This is a genomic window from Paraburkholderia haematera (genome assembly GCF_905220975.1).
Lineage (GTDB): Bacteria > Pseudomonadota > Gammaproteobacteria > Burkholderiales > Burkholderiaceae > Paraburkholderia > Paraburkholderia haematera.
The window spans coordinates 36,091-51,329 of record NZ_CAJNBK010000035.1; the positions used below are offsets into that span (position 1 = coordinate 36,091).

The window sequence follows — 15,239 nt, forward strand, 5'->3', positions numbered from 1 at the left end:
ACCTGAACTTGCCGTAGCCCGAATATGAACGCTCCCACTCCCACTGGTTTTCGCTGCGGCATGGTCGCGATCGTCGGCCGCCCGAACGTCGGCAAATCCACGCTGATGAACGCGCTGGTCGGCCAGAAAGTCAGCATCACGTCGCGCAAGGCGCAGACCACGCGCCACCGCATCACCGGCATTCATACGCTTGAAGACGCGCAGTACATCTTCGTCGACACGCCGGGTTTCCAGACCAAGCACAGCGGCGCGCTGAATCGCTCGCTCAACCGCGCGGTTACGTCCACGCTGAGTTCGGTCGACGCCATCCTGTTCGTGATCGAAGCCGGCCGTTTCGGCCCGGACGACCAGAAGGTGCTCGATCTGATCCCGCCGTCTGCGCCCACCCTGCTGATTGCTAACAAGCTCGATCGCGTGACGGACAAGGACTCGCTGTTCCCGTTCATGCAGCAGGTGGCCGCGTTGCGCCAGTTCAACGAGATCGTGCCGCTGTCGGCGAAGAATCCGGACGACATCACGCGTTTGATGGCGACGGTCAAGCCGTTCCTGCCGGAAGGCGCGCCGATCTACGGCGAAGACGATCTAACCGATCGCAGCGAGCGTTTTCTTGCCGCCGAAATCCTGCGCGAAAAAGTGTTTCGCTGGACCGGCGACGAACTGCCGTACACGAGCACCGTACTGATCGACAAGTTCGAAACCGAAGGGCGTCTGCGCCGCATTTTCGCCACCATCATGGTGGAGCGCGATACGCAGAAAGCGATGATCATCGGCCAGAAGGGCGCCAAGCTGAAGCAGATCAGCACGGAAGCGCGCCTTGATATGGAAAAGCTGTTCGACGGCCCGGTGTATCTGGAAACCTTCATCAAGGTGAAGAGCGGCTGGGCTGACAACGAAGCCGGACTCCGCGCGTATGGGTACGAATGACGCGTGGATGACGCTGAATTCCGACGCTGACCCGGACGACTCGGCGCCGGCAGCGCCGGCGCGCGAGCCGTCCAAACCCGCGCGCAGTACCAAAAAAACTTCATCGAGCGCCAGAAGTGCTCAGGGTACTCAAAGCGGTACTCAAAGCGGTGCTCAAAGCGGTGCTCAAAGCGGTGCTCAAAGCGGTGCTCCTGGCGCCGAAGGCGAGCCGCGTAAAGCGCCCGCGCGCCGCGCGCCGCGCACTTCCGCTTCCGATTACCGGATCGCGGAGCAACCCGCTTTTGTCCTGCATAGCTATCCGTACCGTGAGACCAGTCTGATCATCGACGTGCTGTCGCGCGATCATGGCCGTCTCGCGCTCGTCGCAAAAGGCGCGAAACGTCCGCACTCCGCTTTGCGCGGCGTGCTTCAGACTTTCCAGCCGCTTGCGTTGTCATGGTCCGGTAAATCCGAAGTGCGCACGCTGACCGGCGCCGAATGGGTCGGCGGCATGTTGCCTTTGGCGGGCGACGCGCTGCTCTGCGGTTTCTACGTCAACGAACTGCTGGTTAAATTCTGTGCGCGCGAAGACCCGCATCCGCAACTGTTCCATCACTACGTGGTCACGATGACGCGTCTCGCGCATGACGAGCCGCCCGTGCAGGTGCTACGCTCGTTCGAACGAGTGCTGCTGCGAGAAACCGGTTATGCGATGGCGCTCGATCGCACGGTCGCACGCAAAGCGGTGCAGGCCGAAGGCCGCTACGTGTTCGACCCGGAGCGCGGCGTGCGCGAAGCATCCGACGATTTGCCAGCACAATGGCCGGTGATCGCCGGACAGACCTTGCTCGATATGGAAAAGGACGATTACCATCGGGCGCAGACCGTGGCGCAAAGCAAAACGCTAATGCGCTTTCTGCTCAACACTTACCTTGGCGGCACGCCGCTCGCGACGCGCCAGATACTGATCGACTTGCAGAACTTATGAGCTTCTTTCTTACGTCGCCGAATGTGATTGACCTGGGCGTGAACATCGATCACGTCGCCACGCTGCGCAACGCGCGCGGCACGTCTTACCCTGATCCGATCCGTGCCGCGTTGATGGCGGAGGAGGCCGGCGCCGATGTGATCACGCTGCATCTGCGCGAAGACCGCCGCCATATCGTCGATGCCGACGTGCGCAAGCTGCGGCCACTGTTGAAAACGCGCATGAATCTGGAATGCGCGGTCACGCAGGAGATGCTCGACATCGCCTGTGAAGTGCAGCCGCACGACGTTTGCCTCGTGCCGGAAAAGCGTCAGGAACTGACGACTGAAGGCGGCCTCGACGTCGCCGGCCAGTTCGAAGCCGTGCGCGCCGCCTGCAAGCAACTCGCCGACGTGAATTCGCGCGTGTCGCTCTTCATCGATCCGGACGAAACGCAAATCCGCGCCGCGCACGAAGCGGGCGCGCCGGTGATCGAATTGCACACGGGCCGCTATGCCGAAGCACACGATCCCGTCGAGCAGCAGCGCGAATATGAGCGCGTGGTGCGTGCCGTCGAGTTCGGCGCAACGCTCGGCATCAAGGTCAACGCGGGTCACGGCCTGCACTACACCAACGTTCAGCAGATTGCCGCGATTGAAGGCATCGTCGAGCTGAATATCGGCCACGCGATCGTCGCGCATGCGATCTTCGCCGGCTGGGACAACGCGGTGCGCGAGATGAAGGCGATTATGGTCGCCGCTCGTCTCGGCGCAAGCGCGTAACATCGCGGCGCTGAACATGACGATCTATGGCATCGGTACGGACATCGTTCAGGTCAGCCGCGTGGCCGCGGTGATGACACGCACCAATGGCCGCTTCGCCGAGAAGGTGCTCGGCCCGGACGAATTGCGCGTCTATCACGCGCGCCACGCGCGTTCGGCGGCACGCGGTCTCGCATTTCTCGCCACGCGGTTCTCGGCCAAAGAAGCATTCTCGAAAGCGATCGGCCTCGGCATGCACTGGCCGATGACCTGGCGCGCGCTGCAAACGCTCAACAAGCCGAGCGGCGAGCCGATGGTGGTGGCATCGGGCGAGCTGGCCGAATGGCTCGACGCGCGCGGCATCACCGCGCGCGTGACGATCAGCGACGAACGCGATTACGCCGTGTCGTTCGTGATTGCCGAAACAGGCGAGGTGGCGCGAGGGCCGGACTCCCCGCACGCACCCGCCAGCGACGAGTAAAAAATTTTCAACACGGCGCACGCCGGCCGTGTCTCTCTTTGCCTCAGGCTTTTTTCTAGCGGAATTCGATGAAACTCACTCCCGGACCGGTAATGCTCGACGTGGTCGGCACAACGCTGAATGACGACGATAAACGCCGCCTTGCCCATCCGATGACCGGCGGCGTGATCCTGTTCGCGCGCCATTACGAGAGCCGCGCGCAATTGATCGCGCTGACCGATTCGATCCGCGCGATCCGCGACGATCTGCTGATTGCCGTCGACCACGAAGGCGGCCGCGTGCAGCGCTTTCGCGCCGATGGTTTCACGGCGCTGCCGGCGATGGGCAAGCTCGGCACGCTGTGGGACAGCGACGTGCTGCACGCCACCAAGGTGACGACCGCGGTCGGCTATATCCTTGCGGCCGAATTGCGTGCGTGCGGCATCGATATGAGTTTTACGCCGGTGCTCGATCTGAATTACGGTCAGTCGCAGGTGATCGGCGACCGCTCGTTCCATCGCGACCCGCGCGTCGTGGCCTTGTTGGCGAAGAGCCTCAATCACGGCCTCGCATTGGCCGGCATGAGCAATTGCGGCAAGCATTTTCCAGGGCACGGCTTCGCGCACGCGGACTCGCACGTCGCCATGCCCGTCGACGACCGAACCCTGGACGAGATCCTGCGCGAGGACGTGGCGCCGTACGACTGGCTCGGTGTGTCGCTCGGGGCTGCGCTGCCCGCACATGTCGTCTATCCGCAAGTTGACTCGAAGCCCGCGGGCTTTTCGCGTGTCTGGCTGCAGGACATCCTGCGGAAAAAATTGCGCTTCGAGGGCGCGGTCTTTAGCGACGATCTCTCGATGGAAGCCGCGCGTCAGGGCGGCACGCTGACGGAAGGCGCGAGCGCCGCGCTCGAGGCCGGTTGCGACATGGTGCTGATCTGCAATCAGCCCGAAGAAGCGGAGAAGGTACTGGACGCGCTGCGCTTCACGCCGTCGAAGGAATCGCAGCAGCGGCTTAGGCGCATGCGGCCGCGCGGCAAGGCGCTCAAGTGGAGCAAGCTGGTCGCCGAGCCGCAGTATTTGCAAGCACAGGCCTTGTTGCGCAGCGCGTTCGCGTGAGCAAATGGTAGACAGCCGGTCAGTGGCTCAAGCGTTTGCATCGAGCAAAAAAACGGCGCCTTTTTAAGGCGCCGTTTTCTATTCAAGCCTGGCCTCACCCGGTCAGTTCAACCGCATCCGTTGCAGCTTGTTGTACAGCGTCTTCGGACTGATCCCCAGCAACGATGCCGCGCGATGACGCGTGCCGCCGACTGCATCGAGCGTCGCGCGGATCAGCATTTCCTCGACGTCCGCGAGTGGTGTGCCCACAGTGACCTGCACGCGGCTGCCGTTCAGATCGCGCCCGTTCGCCGAGCCCGTTTCATCGGCGCGCAGTGACTCCAGCACGTCGCCCGACGCGTGATACGCGCGGCGTACGCGATCCTGTAACTCGCGGACATTGCCCGGCCACTCGTACGAAAGACACTCGCGCAAGAAGTTCGGGCCGACCTGCTTGGCCGCTTCCGACGTGCCGCGCGCGATCGCTTCGTGATTCAGTTCATCGACGACGGCTTGCGCGATCAGCGCCGGATCGTCGCCGCGCTCGCGCAACGGCGGCAGTGTTATCGCGGCCGCTTCGAGACGCAGTGCGAGGTCTTCGTGCAGGCTGCCCTCGGCGACCGCCGCGCGTGGGTTTCTGCGTATCGAAGCGATCAGCCGGAAGTCGGTCGCGACCTGATTCGTGCCGCCGACCCGCATGAAGGTCTGCGAATCGAGCGCGCGCAGCAGCGCTTCCTGCTGGGCACGCGGCAGTTCAGAGATTTCGTCGATGAACAGCGTGCCGCCACTGGCCTGCTCGAACAGTCCCGGCTCGCGCTGCTCTGCACCGCTGAACGCGCCGCGCTCGTGGCCGAACAGCAGGCTGTCGAGCGTGCGATGCATCGCGACGCTGCCTGCGGTCCGGCAATCGAATGCGACAAACGGTCCTTTGCGGCGCCGGCTCATGTCGTGCAGAGTCCGTGCGGCAATCTGCTTGCCGGTGCCGGTTTCGCCGGAAATCAGCACGGCAGCTTCGGTTGGCGCGATATGTTCGATCGTGTCGTACACGTGCTGGACCGCACCGCTGCGGCCCAGTAACGAGCCGAAACGGCCAAGCTGGCGCAGTGACGCGCGCAGCGTCTGGACTTCTTCGGTCAGCTCGTACGGACGCGGAATCCGGGCGAGCAGGCTGCGCAAACGCGGGATATTGACCGGCTTGAGCAGGTAGTCCCAGATGCCGTGCCGCAGACCCTCGATCGCACTCTCGACCGTCGCGTTGCCGGTCATCACGATCACGGGCAAAGCACCGCCGGGTGGGTGCGCGGGCAGGTGCTGCAATACATCGAGCCCGCTGCCGTCCGGGAGATTCAGGTCGACCAGCACGACATCGGGGATGAAGCGCGTCAGCGCTGCCCGGGCCTCGGCGATGGTGGTCGCGGTGTCGACGGAGAAGCCGTCGGCGGCGAGGATGGCGGACAGGCCTGACAGGCTATTGGGATCGTCTTCAACAATCAGGGCATGTGGCATGGCGAGCGCTATTTTTTAGATGGACGGAATACCCAATGCGCCGCGCCGGTACTTTGGCGCGCGACATGGGCGCGATGGCTGGCCGGTACTGTCGGTCGAATGCCGCACCGTGCGGGCAGCGCCTTCCACGGCGGCGGAATAGCCGCGGGCCAATGGGCGTGGGCGCGGCGCAGGGGCGATTCGACTCATGTAGTTCTAGGTCCTTTGCTTTTCAGTGGGTGCCAGCGCCGACGCGATGTGACGCGCGGGCGGACACCTGTATTTCTTTCATTCGACTGGTCAGAAATCCCGGTTGCTGTCGAAAAAACGTCTTACTTCAAGTTCCGCTTGCTGGCGGGTTTTACCGTAGCGCTCCTGGATCAGCCCGGTCAGTTTCTCGACGCGGCCTTCTGCCTTGGTCAGGTCGTCATCAGTCAACTCGCCCCAGGCTGCTTTAGCCTTGCCGAGCATTTGCTTCCACCTGCCTTCAGCGATGTCGTGATTTATGTCGCATCTCCGGAGTCGAGGAAATTAAACCTTACCGGCCTGTATTGGAGAGAAGCATGAATTGTGCCAAAGCCAATTATTTAATCTTATCAGGGGTTTGTCTGACGTAAGCCGGGAAGGTAAGCATGGCGGACAGGCATTTTTGAGAAGGCTGCCGGTAAAGTTTTCCTCAACCATACACGGCGGCGCAAAAAAGAAAAAGCGCCCAAGGTGGGCGCTTTTTTTTGCCATTTTTTTTTTCGCTGCGCCGGACTTGCTCCGGCAGCAGGATTCAGGCTGCAGGCGCTTAGGCGCGGCTGCGGTACTCGTGCGTACGCGTGTCGATTTCGATCTTGTCGCCAATGCTGCAGAAGAGCGGCACTTGCAGTTCAAAACCGGTGGTCAGCTTGGCGTTCTTCAACACCTTGCCCGACGAGGTATCGCCCTTGACGGCCGGTTCCGTATAGATGATTTCACGGACCAGCGTGGTCGGCAGTTCGACCGAGATGGCTTTCTCGTTGTAGAACACGACTTCGCAAGCCATGCCGTCTTCGAGGTAATGGAGGGCGTCGCCCATCATTTCGCCTTCGACTTCGAACTGGTTGTAGTCGGCGTCCATGAACACGTACATCGGGTCAGCGAAGTACGAGTACGTGACTTCCTTGCGTTCCAGCACAACGACGTCGAACTTGTCGTCTGCCTTGTACACGTTTTCCATGCCTGCGCCGGTCAGCAGGTTCTTGAACTTCATCTTGACGACGGCGGAGTTGCGGCCCGATTTGTTGTATTCGGCCTTTTGCACGACCATCGCGTCTGCGCCGATCATGACTACGTTGCCGGTGCGGAGTTCCTGTGCGGTCTTCATAAAACTGTCCTGTACGAATTAAGTAGCTTCAACTTTTGCTCAACGGCATACGGCGCAAGCGGCCTCGCTGCTCCTTGCACTCTGGCGCGGCGGCGCTTGAGAGCGACGCCTGCCGGAAGCGGTGCGTGGAGCACGGCCGGCTTGCCGCGATGACCCGCGGCGAGGCTGCAAACCTGCAACCCCTGCAATCCGTTACCTGCTTTTTACCCTGTGCGGGCGTGATCACGAGTGGCGCCGATCGACAGGATGCGCCCCTTTTTTGACGGTGCGCCACTCACTGCCAAGCTGAGGGCGGGTCATGCATCTTTCGATGCCGGGTTCACCAGAGCCAAACGGATTGGCCTGCTGGGTTTGCCTCGCGAGTGGGTCCGGCCAGTTAGCCTGGCGAATTGCCAGACGAATTTGCAAGACGAGTTCGCAAGACCAAGTCGCTGCGATCGGGCCGCGCTTGCGTCGTCGGCCGTTGGATAACCGCTTATTTTAACTGAGTTTTTGCGAACAAGGCCAGATTTCCAGCGAGGTCGCCCACCTGGGCCAGTTCGCCGGCCCATTCGGCTGCGCGCTGCTTCAGCACTGCGCGATGACGCTGGAATTCCGTCCAGTCTGGCCGGCCCGCGCCATTCCACGCGTGCCAGAAGCGCGCGAGCGCGTCCCGTGCGTCGTTGGGCAGGGGGCGGGTGTAGTGGGCGAGCGCGGCGTCGAGCTTGGGCAGATGGGCGTCGTCGGCCTGGGGGTAGATGTGCCAGACAAAGGGTTTGGCGGCCCATTGGGCGCGCACGAACGAATCTTCGCCACGCACGAAATTGACGTCGCTGGCCCACAGCAGCGTGTCGTAGCCGGGTTGTCCGGTAAAAGCGAGCGCGTGGGCGCTGAGGCCGCCGCGCTCGGCGTGCGAACCGGCACCGAACGAAGACAGGCCGAAAAAGCGCGCGAGCGCACCCGAAATGCGCCCTTCCGGTACCAGCACTACGACCGGTTCGGCGCTGTCGCACCATTGTTCAAGCAGGCTGTCGACGGCGGGGTTTTCGTAGGCGAACAGCGAGACAACCGTGGCCGCGGCGGGTGGCGGTGCGCGGCCTGTGGTTTCCAGCCACCACGCTTCGCGTGCCGGTTGCGACGCCTCGAAAGCCGTGCGCGCGGCGTCGAGACGCTGCTCTTTCAATACGCCGCCGGTACCGGGGCCGAGTCCGGGGAAAAAGAAGGTCTTGGTTAGCGGATAGCGCGGATGCGGCGAGGGCCGAAGATGGAAATCCGCGACCCAGTCTTCAGCGCTGAGATATTCGAGGTTCAACCAGACTGGCTTGCGCTCGCGCCGCGCCATCGCGGCGACGTAGATCGGCGGCAGTTCGCAGGCGAATGCTTCGATGACGACGTCGGCCACGTCGAGCGTATCACCCGCGTGGGCCGGCTCGTGCCAGTGTTCGATGACGATGCCGCCGATCGTCTGGCGCGCGCGATCCAGCGCCAGCGGCGGGCACAGCTTCTGGAATGCGTGGAGGTCGTCGACGAACACACGCACCTGCCAGCCGTGCTCGCTCGCCAGTTGGCGCGCGAGACGCCAGCACACGCCGATGTCGCCGAAATTGTCGATTACTGCGCAAAAGATATCGCAGGCGATCGCTGCGGGCGCGGCAACGGGGTGTTCGGAAGGTGGCGTAGCGGAGGACATGGTGGCGTGGGTCGCAGAGTGGACGCGCCGTTCGATGCGGCAGGGTTCGAACGCACGCGGAATGCTCTAAACTGGCGATTCTAGTGCGACACGCACGCTCGTGTCCGGGTAGCCCCAACGTAAGGGGCATCGACTAGCGGCAAAGGAGGCGTCTATATGAGCCTAACCAGTCGCGAAGATATCACGCGGAGCATCGGGAAGGGGCGCGAGTCCCTCGACGCAACTGCTCAGAAGCGGGGTATCTCTTTTAGCGAAGCGAGAGCCGGTAGAGGTTTGCCGGGTCTCGTTCATACGAGTCTCGGTAGAGCACATTCTCCGAGAGCTCGCATTGCATTGACCTGATTACCGTCAGGTTCCGCCCCGTCAGCGGCTTCACCTCCGCCGACAGGGTGGAGTGATGTATGTAATTCCTGCGCCGTCAGCGGCAATGGATTCGCGAACCGATACGAGCGAAAGCTCGGTGTGTCATTGTTTGGCCTCGTCAGTTGTACGGCGAGGATAGTGAACCTGCTGTACGACCAGCAGTAGCCTAAGAAGACATGCGTCACTGGTAACGGTGGGGTGTGAAGCTCTTCTGACAATGTAGCCTCCGGATGTTTCGGGCAGGCCGTTCCCGCGAGGGATTGGTCTGGACACTCCTAGCAGCAAAGGGGTCGAGGAGCTAGGCTGGCCGATAGGGTTAACGTATGTGAACTGCTGATAAACCTCGTTACCAGTGAGGAGCCAAAGCTGCTTGAACACCGGGCTCTAACCAAAAGGTACGTGGCTGGTTAGTCCACTTAGAATTTGGGCTACGTCGTTGTTAAGCCACCGGGGGATAGGCAGAACCTACGTCGGTCGTGTGACATGCCGGGAACGTGGTAAGCCTGTATGGTTGCCAGCGCAGTGAGGCTGGCAGGCGAACCGCAAGGGACGCTGTTGATTGTGCAGGTATGGGAGGACGGAGAAAGCGAATGCCGGGCTGTAACGGTCCGGATAGGGATTGAGACATTACCCCACGCGATAAGCGGGCAGACTTCCGTCTGGTCTACCGTCGCAAGGCGGCTGACTACCCTCAGCAACTTGGTCAGGTGCGAGCGCATGCGTTCGTACTGAGGTGTTTGTCCGAGATAGGGGCGCATGCGCTCCTGTTTAGGTGTCTGTTGTTCCCCAGCGGGGTGTGTCTGCCCCTCTGGGGGAGATGCGCCTTCTGCTTGGGGACTTCTTCCAAGTAGGAGAGCAGCATGAAAGTATCTGGTCGAAAGACCGGGTCTGCGCTTTCCCACGCGCCGGACAATTGGCACGCCATCGATTGGCGTCGAGTTGAACGGAACGTGAGAGGGATGCAGATTCGAATTGCGAAGGCGACGCGGGAAAGTGACTGGCGCAGGGTGAAAGCTCTGCAACGGATGCTGACTCGCACGTTGTCCGCGAAGCTGTATGCGGTACGACGTGTTACGCAGAACCAGGGTGCGCGAACGGCTGGAGTCGATCGCGAACTGTGGGACTCGCCTGAGAGCCGATGGGAAGCCATCGGTGGGTTGAAGCGGCGCGGATACAAGCCTCTGCCATTACGGAGAGTCTTTATCCCCAAAGCCAATGGAAAGGAGCGCCCGCTGGGCATCCCGACCATGCGGGACAGGGCGATGCAGGCCCTCTATCTGCTGGCTTTGGAGCCGGTGTCGGAATCGACGAGCGACCCGAACTCTTATGGGTTCAGGATAAACCGTTCGACGGCTGATGCTATGGGTCAGGTACGCGCTTGCACGTCCCGGAAGGATTCGTCCCGATGGGTATTGGAAGCGGATATCAAAGGCTGCTTTGACCACATTAACCACGACTGGCTGGAGAACCATGTCCCTATGGACAGGGAGATTCTCCGGAAGTGGTTGAAGGCTGGCCTGATTTACAAGGGTCAGCTACAGGCGACTGAGGCCGGTACGCCGCAGGGAGGGATCATCTCCCCGACGCTGGCAAATGTGACGCTGAACGGGCTGGAGCGTGAACTGGTTGCGCACCTCGGTGCGAAATTCGGGATCGTCAAGGCTAAGAAGTTGAAGGTCAATGTGGTGCGATACGCGGATGACTTCGTGATTACCGGCGACTCGAAAGAGATACTGGAAAGCGTGGTCAGACCTTGGGTGGAAGCGTTCCTTGCGGTTCGGGGGCTGCAACTGTCGGAGGCGAAAACGCGGATTACCCATATTGACGACGGCTTCGATTTCCTTGGGTGGAATTTTCGGAAGTACTCGGGAAAACTGCTCATCAAGCCGAGCAAGAAGAACGCGCAAGCGTTCTATCGCAAGGTGGCGGAAACGATCAGCGGCAACAAAACGGCAAAGCAGGGGGATCTAATCCAACTGCTGAACCCGATGTTGCGCGGATGGGCGCAGTACCACCGTCCGGTCTCGGCCAAGCAGACGTACAGCCGCATGGAGCATCTGATTTTTCGGAAGCTCTGGCGGTGGTCGAAGCGGAGGCACCCGCAAAAGAGTGCTGTGTGGGTGAAACAGAAGTACTTTCACTCTATCGGTGCCCGGCACTGGGTGTTTGCGGTTCGTACAGAACGCGAAGACGGCAGTTGGGGGCTGAATGAGCTATACCAGCTTAGCGGTATGGCTATCAAACGGCACACGAGGATCAAGGGCGAGTTCAATCCTTTTGATCCGACGTGGGAGCAATATGGCGAAACCTTGCGGCAGGGGCGCATGTGGGAACAAATGCGCTACCGAAAGCAGTGGGCGACGCTGTATATGTCACAAGGCGGGTTATGCGCGCATTGTGGCTGTGCGCTGACGGACGAAACCGGCTGGCACGACCATCATCTGGAGTATCGGATGCATGGTGGTACCGACGCTCTGTCCAACCGGGTGCTGCTCCATCCGCACTGCCACCAGCAAGTGCACATTGGTAAGCTGGTTGTAACTAAGCCGGTTCTGTCGTAGACAGAACTTTGTTTGTAGATTTGAGCCGTATGCGGGGAAACTCGCACGTACGGTTCTCGGGGGGCCCGGCTTTCGCAAGAAAGTCGGGCTACCCGACAAGCACTCATCCGCGCTTGCGCGTCCAGGTGGCCACTCAGCCGCGCAGCACGCGAGCAGAGGTTTCGCGACACTGTCCCAGCCAACCGATTCTGCATGACCGAACCCGAAGCAACCGACGTTTTCGAGCCGAAAAAAGTGCTCGCCCAACTGCCGCATCTGCCCGGCGTCTATCGTTATTACGATACGCAGGGCACGGTGCTTTACGTGGGTAAGGCGCGCGATCTCAAGAAGCGCGTCTCGAGCTACTTCACAAAGACGCAACTGTCGCCGCGGATCGCGATGATGGTGACGCGCATTGCGCGCATCGAGACGACCGTCACGCGCTCCGAGGCCGAAGCGCTGCTGCTCGAAAATAATCTGATCAAGGCGCTGACGCCGCGTTACAACATTCTGTTTCGCGACGACAAGTCGTATCCCTATCTCAAGCTGACCGGTCACAAGTTTCCGCGCATGGCGTACTATCGTGGCTCGGTGGATCGCAAGAATCAGTACTTCGGTCCGTTCCCGAGCGCGTGGGCGGTGCGCGAGAGCATCCAGATCCTGCAGCGCGTCTTCCAGTTGCGCACGTGTGAAGATTCCGTGTTCAACAACCGCACCCGGCCGTGTCTGCTGCATCAGATCGGCCGTTGCACGGCGCCTTGCGTCGCAGCAATCAGCGAAGAGGATTACGCGCGCGACGTCGCCAACGCATCGCGCTTTCTGCTCGGCCGGCAGGGCGAGGTGATGAAGGAACTCGAGCAGAAAATGCACGCGTTCGCGAGCGAGCTGAAGTTCGAGCAGGCCGCGGCGGTGCGCAATCAGATGAGTTCACTGTCGACCGTGCTGCATCAACAGGCGATTGAAGTGGGCGGCGATAGCGATGTGGATATTCTCGCGGTCGTCGCGCTCGGCGGACGCGTGTGCGTGAATCTCGCGATGGTGCGCGGTGGCCGGCATCTGGGCGACAAGGCGTATTTCCCGGCGCATGTGGAAAGCGCCTTGACGGTCGGCGAGGGCGGCCTTGAAGAGGATGGCGGCGCTGCGTTGTCGGCTGATGTCGCGGCAGGCGCGGGCTCCGTGTCTGGCGGGGATGAGACGGGCGCGTACGCATCGTCCGACGCGGCTGACGCCCTCGCGATTGCGGGGGAGATGCCGTCCGAAGAGTCGGGTGAGGAGGGTGAGGAGGAAGGCGCTGCTGTCGAGGCCGAAGCGGAGGATGCGGCCGGGTCTGAAGTCGAACCTTCGACGCCACGCAAAGGCCGTGCACCCGCCGGCGGCATCGAATCTGAGGTGCTGGAGGCGTTCATCGCCCAGCACTACATCGGCAATCGCGTCCCGCCGGTGCTCGTGGTCAGCCACGCGCCGGCCACGCGCGAGCTGGTCGACGTGCTGATCGAGCAGGCCGGCCACAAGGTGACGGTGTTGCGCCAGCCGCAAGGTCAACGGCGCGCATGGCTCGCGATGGCCGAGCAGAACGCGCGGCTCGCGCTCGCACGCCTTCTTTCGGAACAAGGCTCGCAGCAAGCCCGCACGCGCGCGCTCACCGACACGCTCGGCATGGAGTACGACGACCTCGCGCATTTGCGCATCGAGTGCTTCGACATCAGTCACACGATGGGCGAGGCGACGCAGGCGTCGTGCGTCGTGTATCACCATCACAAGATGCAGTCGTCCGAATACCGCCGCTACAACATCACCGGCATCACCCCGGGCGACGATTACGCGGCGATGCGCCAGGTGCTCACGCGCCGCTACGAGAAGATGGTCGCGCAAGCGGCCGCGAACGCTGCGGACGAAGCCGCCGAATTGCAGCCTGACGCGGCAGCGGACCCGTCGCTCGTGGCGGATGCCGCGGAGCCGGTGGCGGCTGGTGGCATCCTGCCGACCATCGTGCTGATCGACGGCGGCAAGGGGCAGGTCGAAATCGCGCGCCAGGTGTTCACCGAACTGGGTCTCGATACCGGCATGCTGGTCGGTGTCGCGAAGGGCGAGGGGCGCAAGGTCGGTCTCGAAACCCTGATTTTCGCGGACGGCCGCGCGCCGCTCGAACTCGGCAAGGAGAGCGCGGCGTTGATGCTGGTCGCGCAAATCCGCGACGAGGCGCACCGCTTCGCCATCACCGGCATGCGCGCCAAGCGTGGCAAGACACGCCAGACCTCGCGGCTTGAAGAACTCGAAGGGGTGGGCGCGAAACGGCGCCAGCGGCTGTTGGCGCGCTTCGGCGGGTTGCGTGGGGTGGTTGCGGCGAGCGTCGAGGATCTGGCGAGCGTCGAAGGGATTTCGCAGGCGCTTGCCGAGCAGATCTACCGGCAGTTGCACTGATCGCGGCACGCCGCGATGACCGGGGGGCGGCAGCGGGCGGTCGCCAGATCACGCAGATGCGGTCTCAGGAGCGGACCCGGAAGCGGACCCGGAGGCGCACCCAGAGGCGCACCCAGAGGCGCACCCAGAGGCGCACCCAGAAGCGGCGCAAAAGCAGTCGGCAAGAGGCCGATAAGAGGCTGACAAGCGGCCGATAAGAGGCTGGCAAGCGGTGCCCGGCGTTGCGCGTGCCAGGCCCCGCGCGCCGCTTTGCTTGTGGCAGGTCTTGTGACACGGCACAATTGCATCTCCCTTGTCAGACGCTGCGCCTGCCCATGCCGTTTAATTTTCCGATTTTCCTGACTTGGCTGCGGATCGTCCTGATTCCGCTCGTCGTCGGCGTGTTTTATTTGCCCGACATGATGATGAGCCCCGCGCACCGTAATCTGGCGGCCGCGACGATCTTCATTCTGGCGGCGCTCACCGACTGGTTCGACGGCTTTCTGGCCCGCAAATGGAATCAGACCTCGGCGTTCGGCGCGTTTCTCGATCCCGTCGCCGACAAGCTGATGGTGACGGCAGCGTTGCTGGTGCTTGTGCAACTCGCGCGGATCGATTCGGCGATTGCGCTGGTGATCGTCGGGCGCGAGATCGCAATCTCGGCGCTGCGCGAATGGATGGCGCAGATCGGCGCATCCAAGAGCGTCGCGGTGAATTCGCTCGGCAAGTTCAAGACCGTGTGCCAGATGGTCGCGATTCCAATGCTGCTGTTCTACGGGCCGTTGCCGTTCGGCGGCGGTGTCTCTGTCGATACGCGTGTGTGGGGCTTGTGGCTGATTTATCTGGCCGCGTTCCTGACCATCTGGTCGATGCTCTATTACATGAAACTCGCGTGGCCGCAGATCCGCGAGCGGGGCGGCGTTGCCTGAATTGCGAGCGATCAGGGCGCGAGGTCCAGATGGGCGAAGCGTGTCCCTGCTTCGCAGCAGCGCGAGTGAAATCTTTTCAGTTAAAGACATTCGCAAAAGGGGTTGACACGTTTCAGTCGTTTCTCCATAATCTCGTTTCTCCGATGCACGCAGTTCGAAACGTCGGTGGCAGTAAGAGGGTAGTTGCAGTAACAAGGCAGAAGTTAGCCGGTAAAAAGCAGGGCAAAAGCAGCACAATGCGGGAGTAGCTCAGTTGGTAGAGCGCAACCTTGCCAAGGTTGAGGTCGCGAGTTCGAGCCTCGTCTCCCGCTCCA

General features: G+C 61.9%; 12 protein-coding genes and 1 tRNA gene. 9 read left to right on the forward strand and 4 right to left on the reverse strand.

Annotated elements, in window-relative coordinates; all coding sequences use genetic code 11:
• Window positions 1–24 precede the first annotated feature (24 nt).
• The 5 genes from era to nagZ all read left to right on the forward strand — a co-directional run bounded on the left by era (window position 25) and on the right by nagZ (window position 4,209).
• Entirely contained in the window at window positions 25–924 is a 900-nt protein-coding gene (gene era / locus KHO23_RS32125) for a GTPase Era (protein WP_211616729.1), read from the forward strand.
• On the forward strand, window positions 911–1,891 hold the full coding sequence (gene recO / locus KHO23_RS32130) for a DNA repair protein RecO (protein ID WP_211616731.1): 981 nt from the start codon (window positions 911–913) through the stop codon (window positions 1,889–1,891). The genes era and recO overlap by 14 nt, the downstream gene beginning before the upstream one ends.
• Window positions 1,888–2,652, forward strand: a complete 765-nt coding sequence (gene pdxJ / locus KHO23_RS32135) for a pyridoxine 5'-phosphate synthase (protein WP_211616733.1) — start codon at window positions 1,888–1,890, stop codon at window positions 2,650–2,652. The genes recO and pdxJ overlap by 4 nt, the downstream gene beginning before the upstream one ends.
• 16 nt (window positions 2,653–2,668) lie before the next feature.
• A complete protein-coding gene (gene acpS, locus KHO23_RS32140) occupies window positions 2,669–3,112 on the forward strand; it encodes a holo-ACP synthase (protein ID WP_211616735.1) in 444 nt (147 codons plus the stop codon).
• 68 nt (window positions 3,113–3,180) lie between these two features.
• The gene (nagZ, locus tag KHO23_RS32145; RefSeq protein WP_211616736.1) at window positions 3,181–4,209 is read left to right on the forward strand and encodes a beta-N-acetylhexosaminidase; all 1,029 of its coding nucleotides are present in this window, start codon (window positions 3,181–3,183) and stop codon (window positions 4,207–4,209) included.
• Window positions 4,210–4,311: 102 nt separating this feature from the next.
• On the opposite strand, the gene KHO23_RS32150 is transcribed toward nagZ, so the two are convergent.
• From KHO23_RS32150 to earP, 4 genes are all read right to left on the reverse strand, one after another.
• Window positions 4,312–5,694: a sigma-54-dependent transcriptional regulator gene (locus KHO23_RS32150; RefSeq protein WP_211616738.1), complete on the reverse strand. Its 1,383-nt coding sequence runs from the start codon at window positions 5,692–5,694 to the stop codon at window positions 4,312–4,314.
• Between the two features lie 279 nt (window positions 5,695–5,973).
• The gene (locus KHO23_RS32155; RefSeq protein WP_211616747.1) at window positions 5,974–6,180 is read right to left on the reverse strand and encodes a CsbD family protein; all 207 of its coding nucleotides are present in this window, start codon (window positions 6,178–6,180) and stop codon (window positions 5,974–5,976) included.
• 286 nt (window positions 6,181–6,466) lie between these two features.
• On the reverse strand, window positions 6,467–7,024 hold the full coding sequence (gene efp / locus KHO23_RS32160; RefSeq protein WP_201070122.1) for an elongation factor P: 558 nt from the start codon (window positions 7,022–7,024) through the stop codon (window positions 6,467–6,469).
• A gap of 475 nt (window positions 7,025–7,499) precedes the next feature.
• Entirely contained in the window at window positions 7,500–8,693 is a 1,194-nt protein-coding gene (gene earP / locus KHO23_RS32165; protein WP_211616740.1) for an elongation factor P maturation arginine rhamnosyltransferase EarP, read from the reverse strand.
• 1,223 nt (window positions 8,694–9,916) lie between these two features.
• Between earP and ltrA the strand changes: the two genes are divergently transcribed.
• The 4 genes from ltrA to KHO23_RS32185 all read left to right on the forward strand — a co-directional run bounded on the left by ltrA (window position 9,917) and on the right by KHO23_RS32185 (window position 15,239).
• Window positions 9,917–11,617 (forward strand): group II intron reverse transcriptase/maturase, encoded by a 1,701-nt coding sequence (gene ltrA, locus KHO23_RS32170; protein ID WP_211616742.1) that lies wholly within the window; start codon window positions 9,917–9,919, stop codon window positions 11,615–11,617.
• Between the two features lie 192 nt (window positions 11,618–11,809).
• On the forward strand, window positions 11,810–14,017 hold the full coding sequence (gene uvrC, locus KHO23_RS32175; RefSeq protein ID WP_211616744.1) for an excinuclease ABC subunit UvrC: 2,208 nt from the start codon (window positions 11,810–11,812) through the stop codon (window positions 14,015–14,017).
• Window positions 14,018–14,331: 314 nt separating this feature from the next.
• Window positions 14,332–14,925 (forward strand): CDP-diacylglycerol--glycerol-3-phosphate 3-phosphatidyltransferase, encoded by a 594-nt coding sequence (gene pgsA / locus KHO23_RS32180; protein ID WP_028199185.1) that lies wholly within the window; start codon window positions 14,332–14,334, stop codon window positions 14,923–14,925.
• A 238-nt stretch (window positions 14,926–15,163) separates the two neighbouring features.
• Window positions 15,164–15,239 (forward strand) — tRNA-Gly (locus KHO23_RS32185).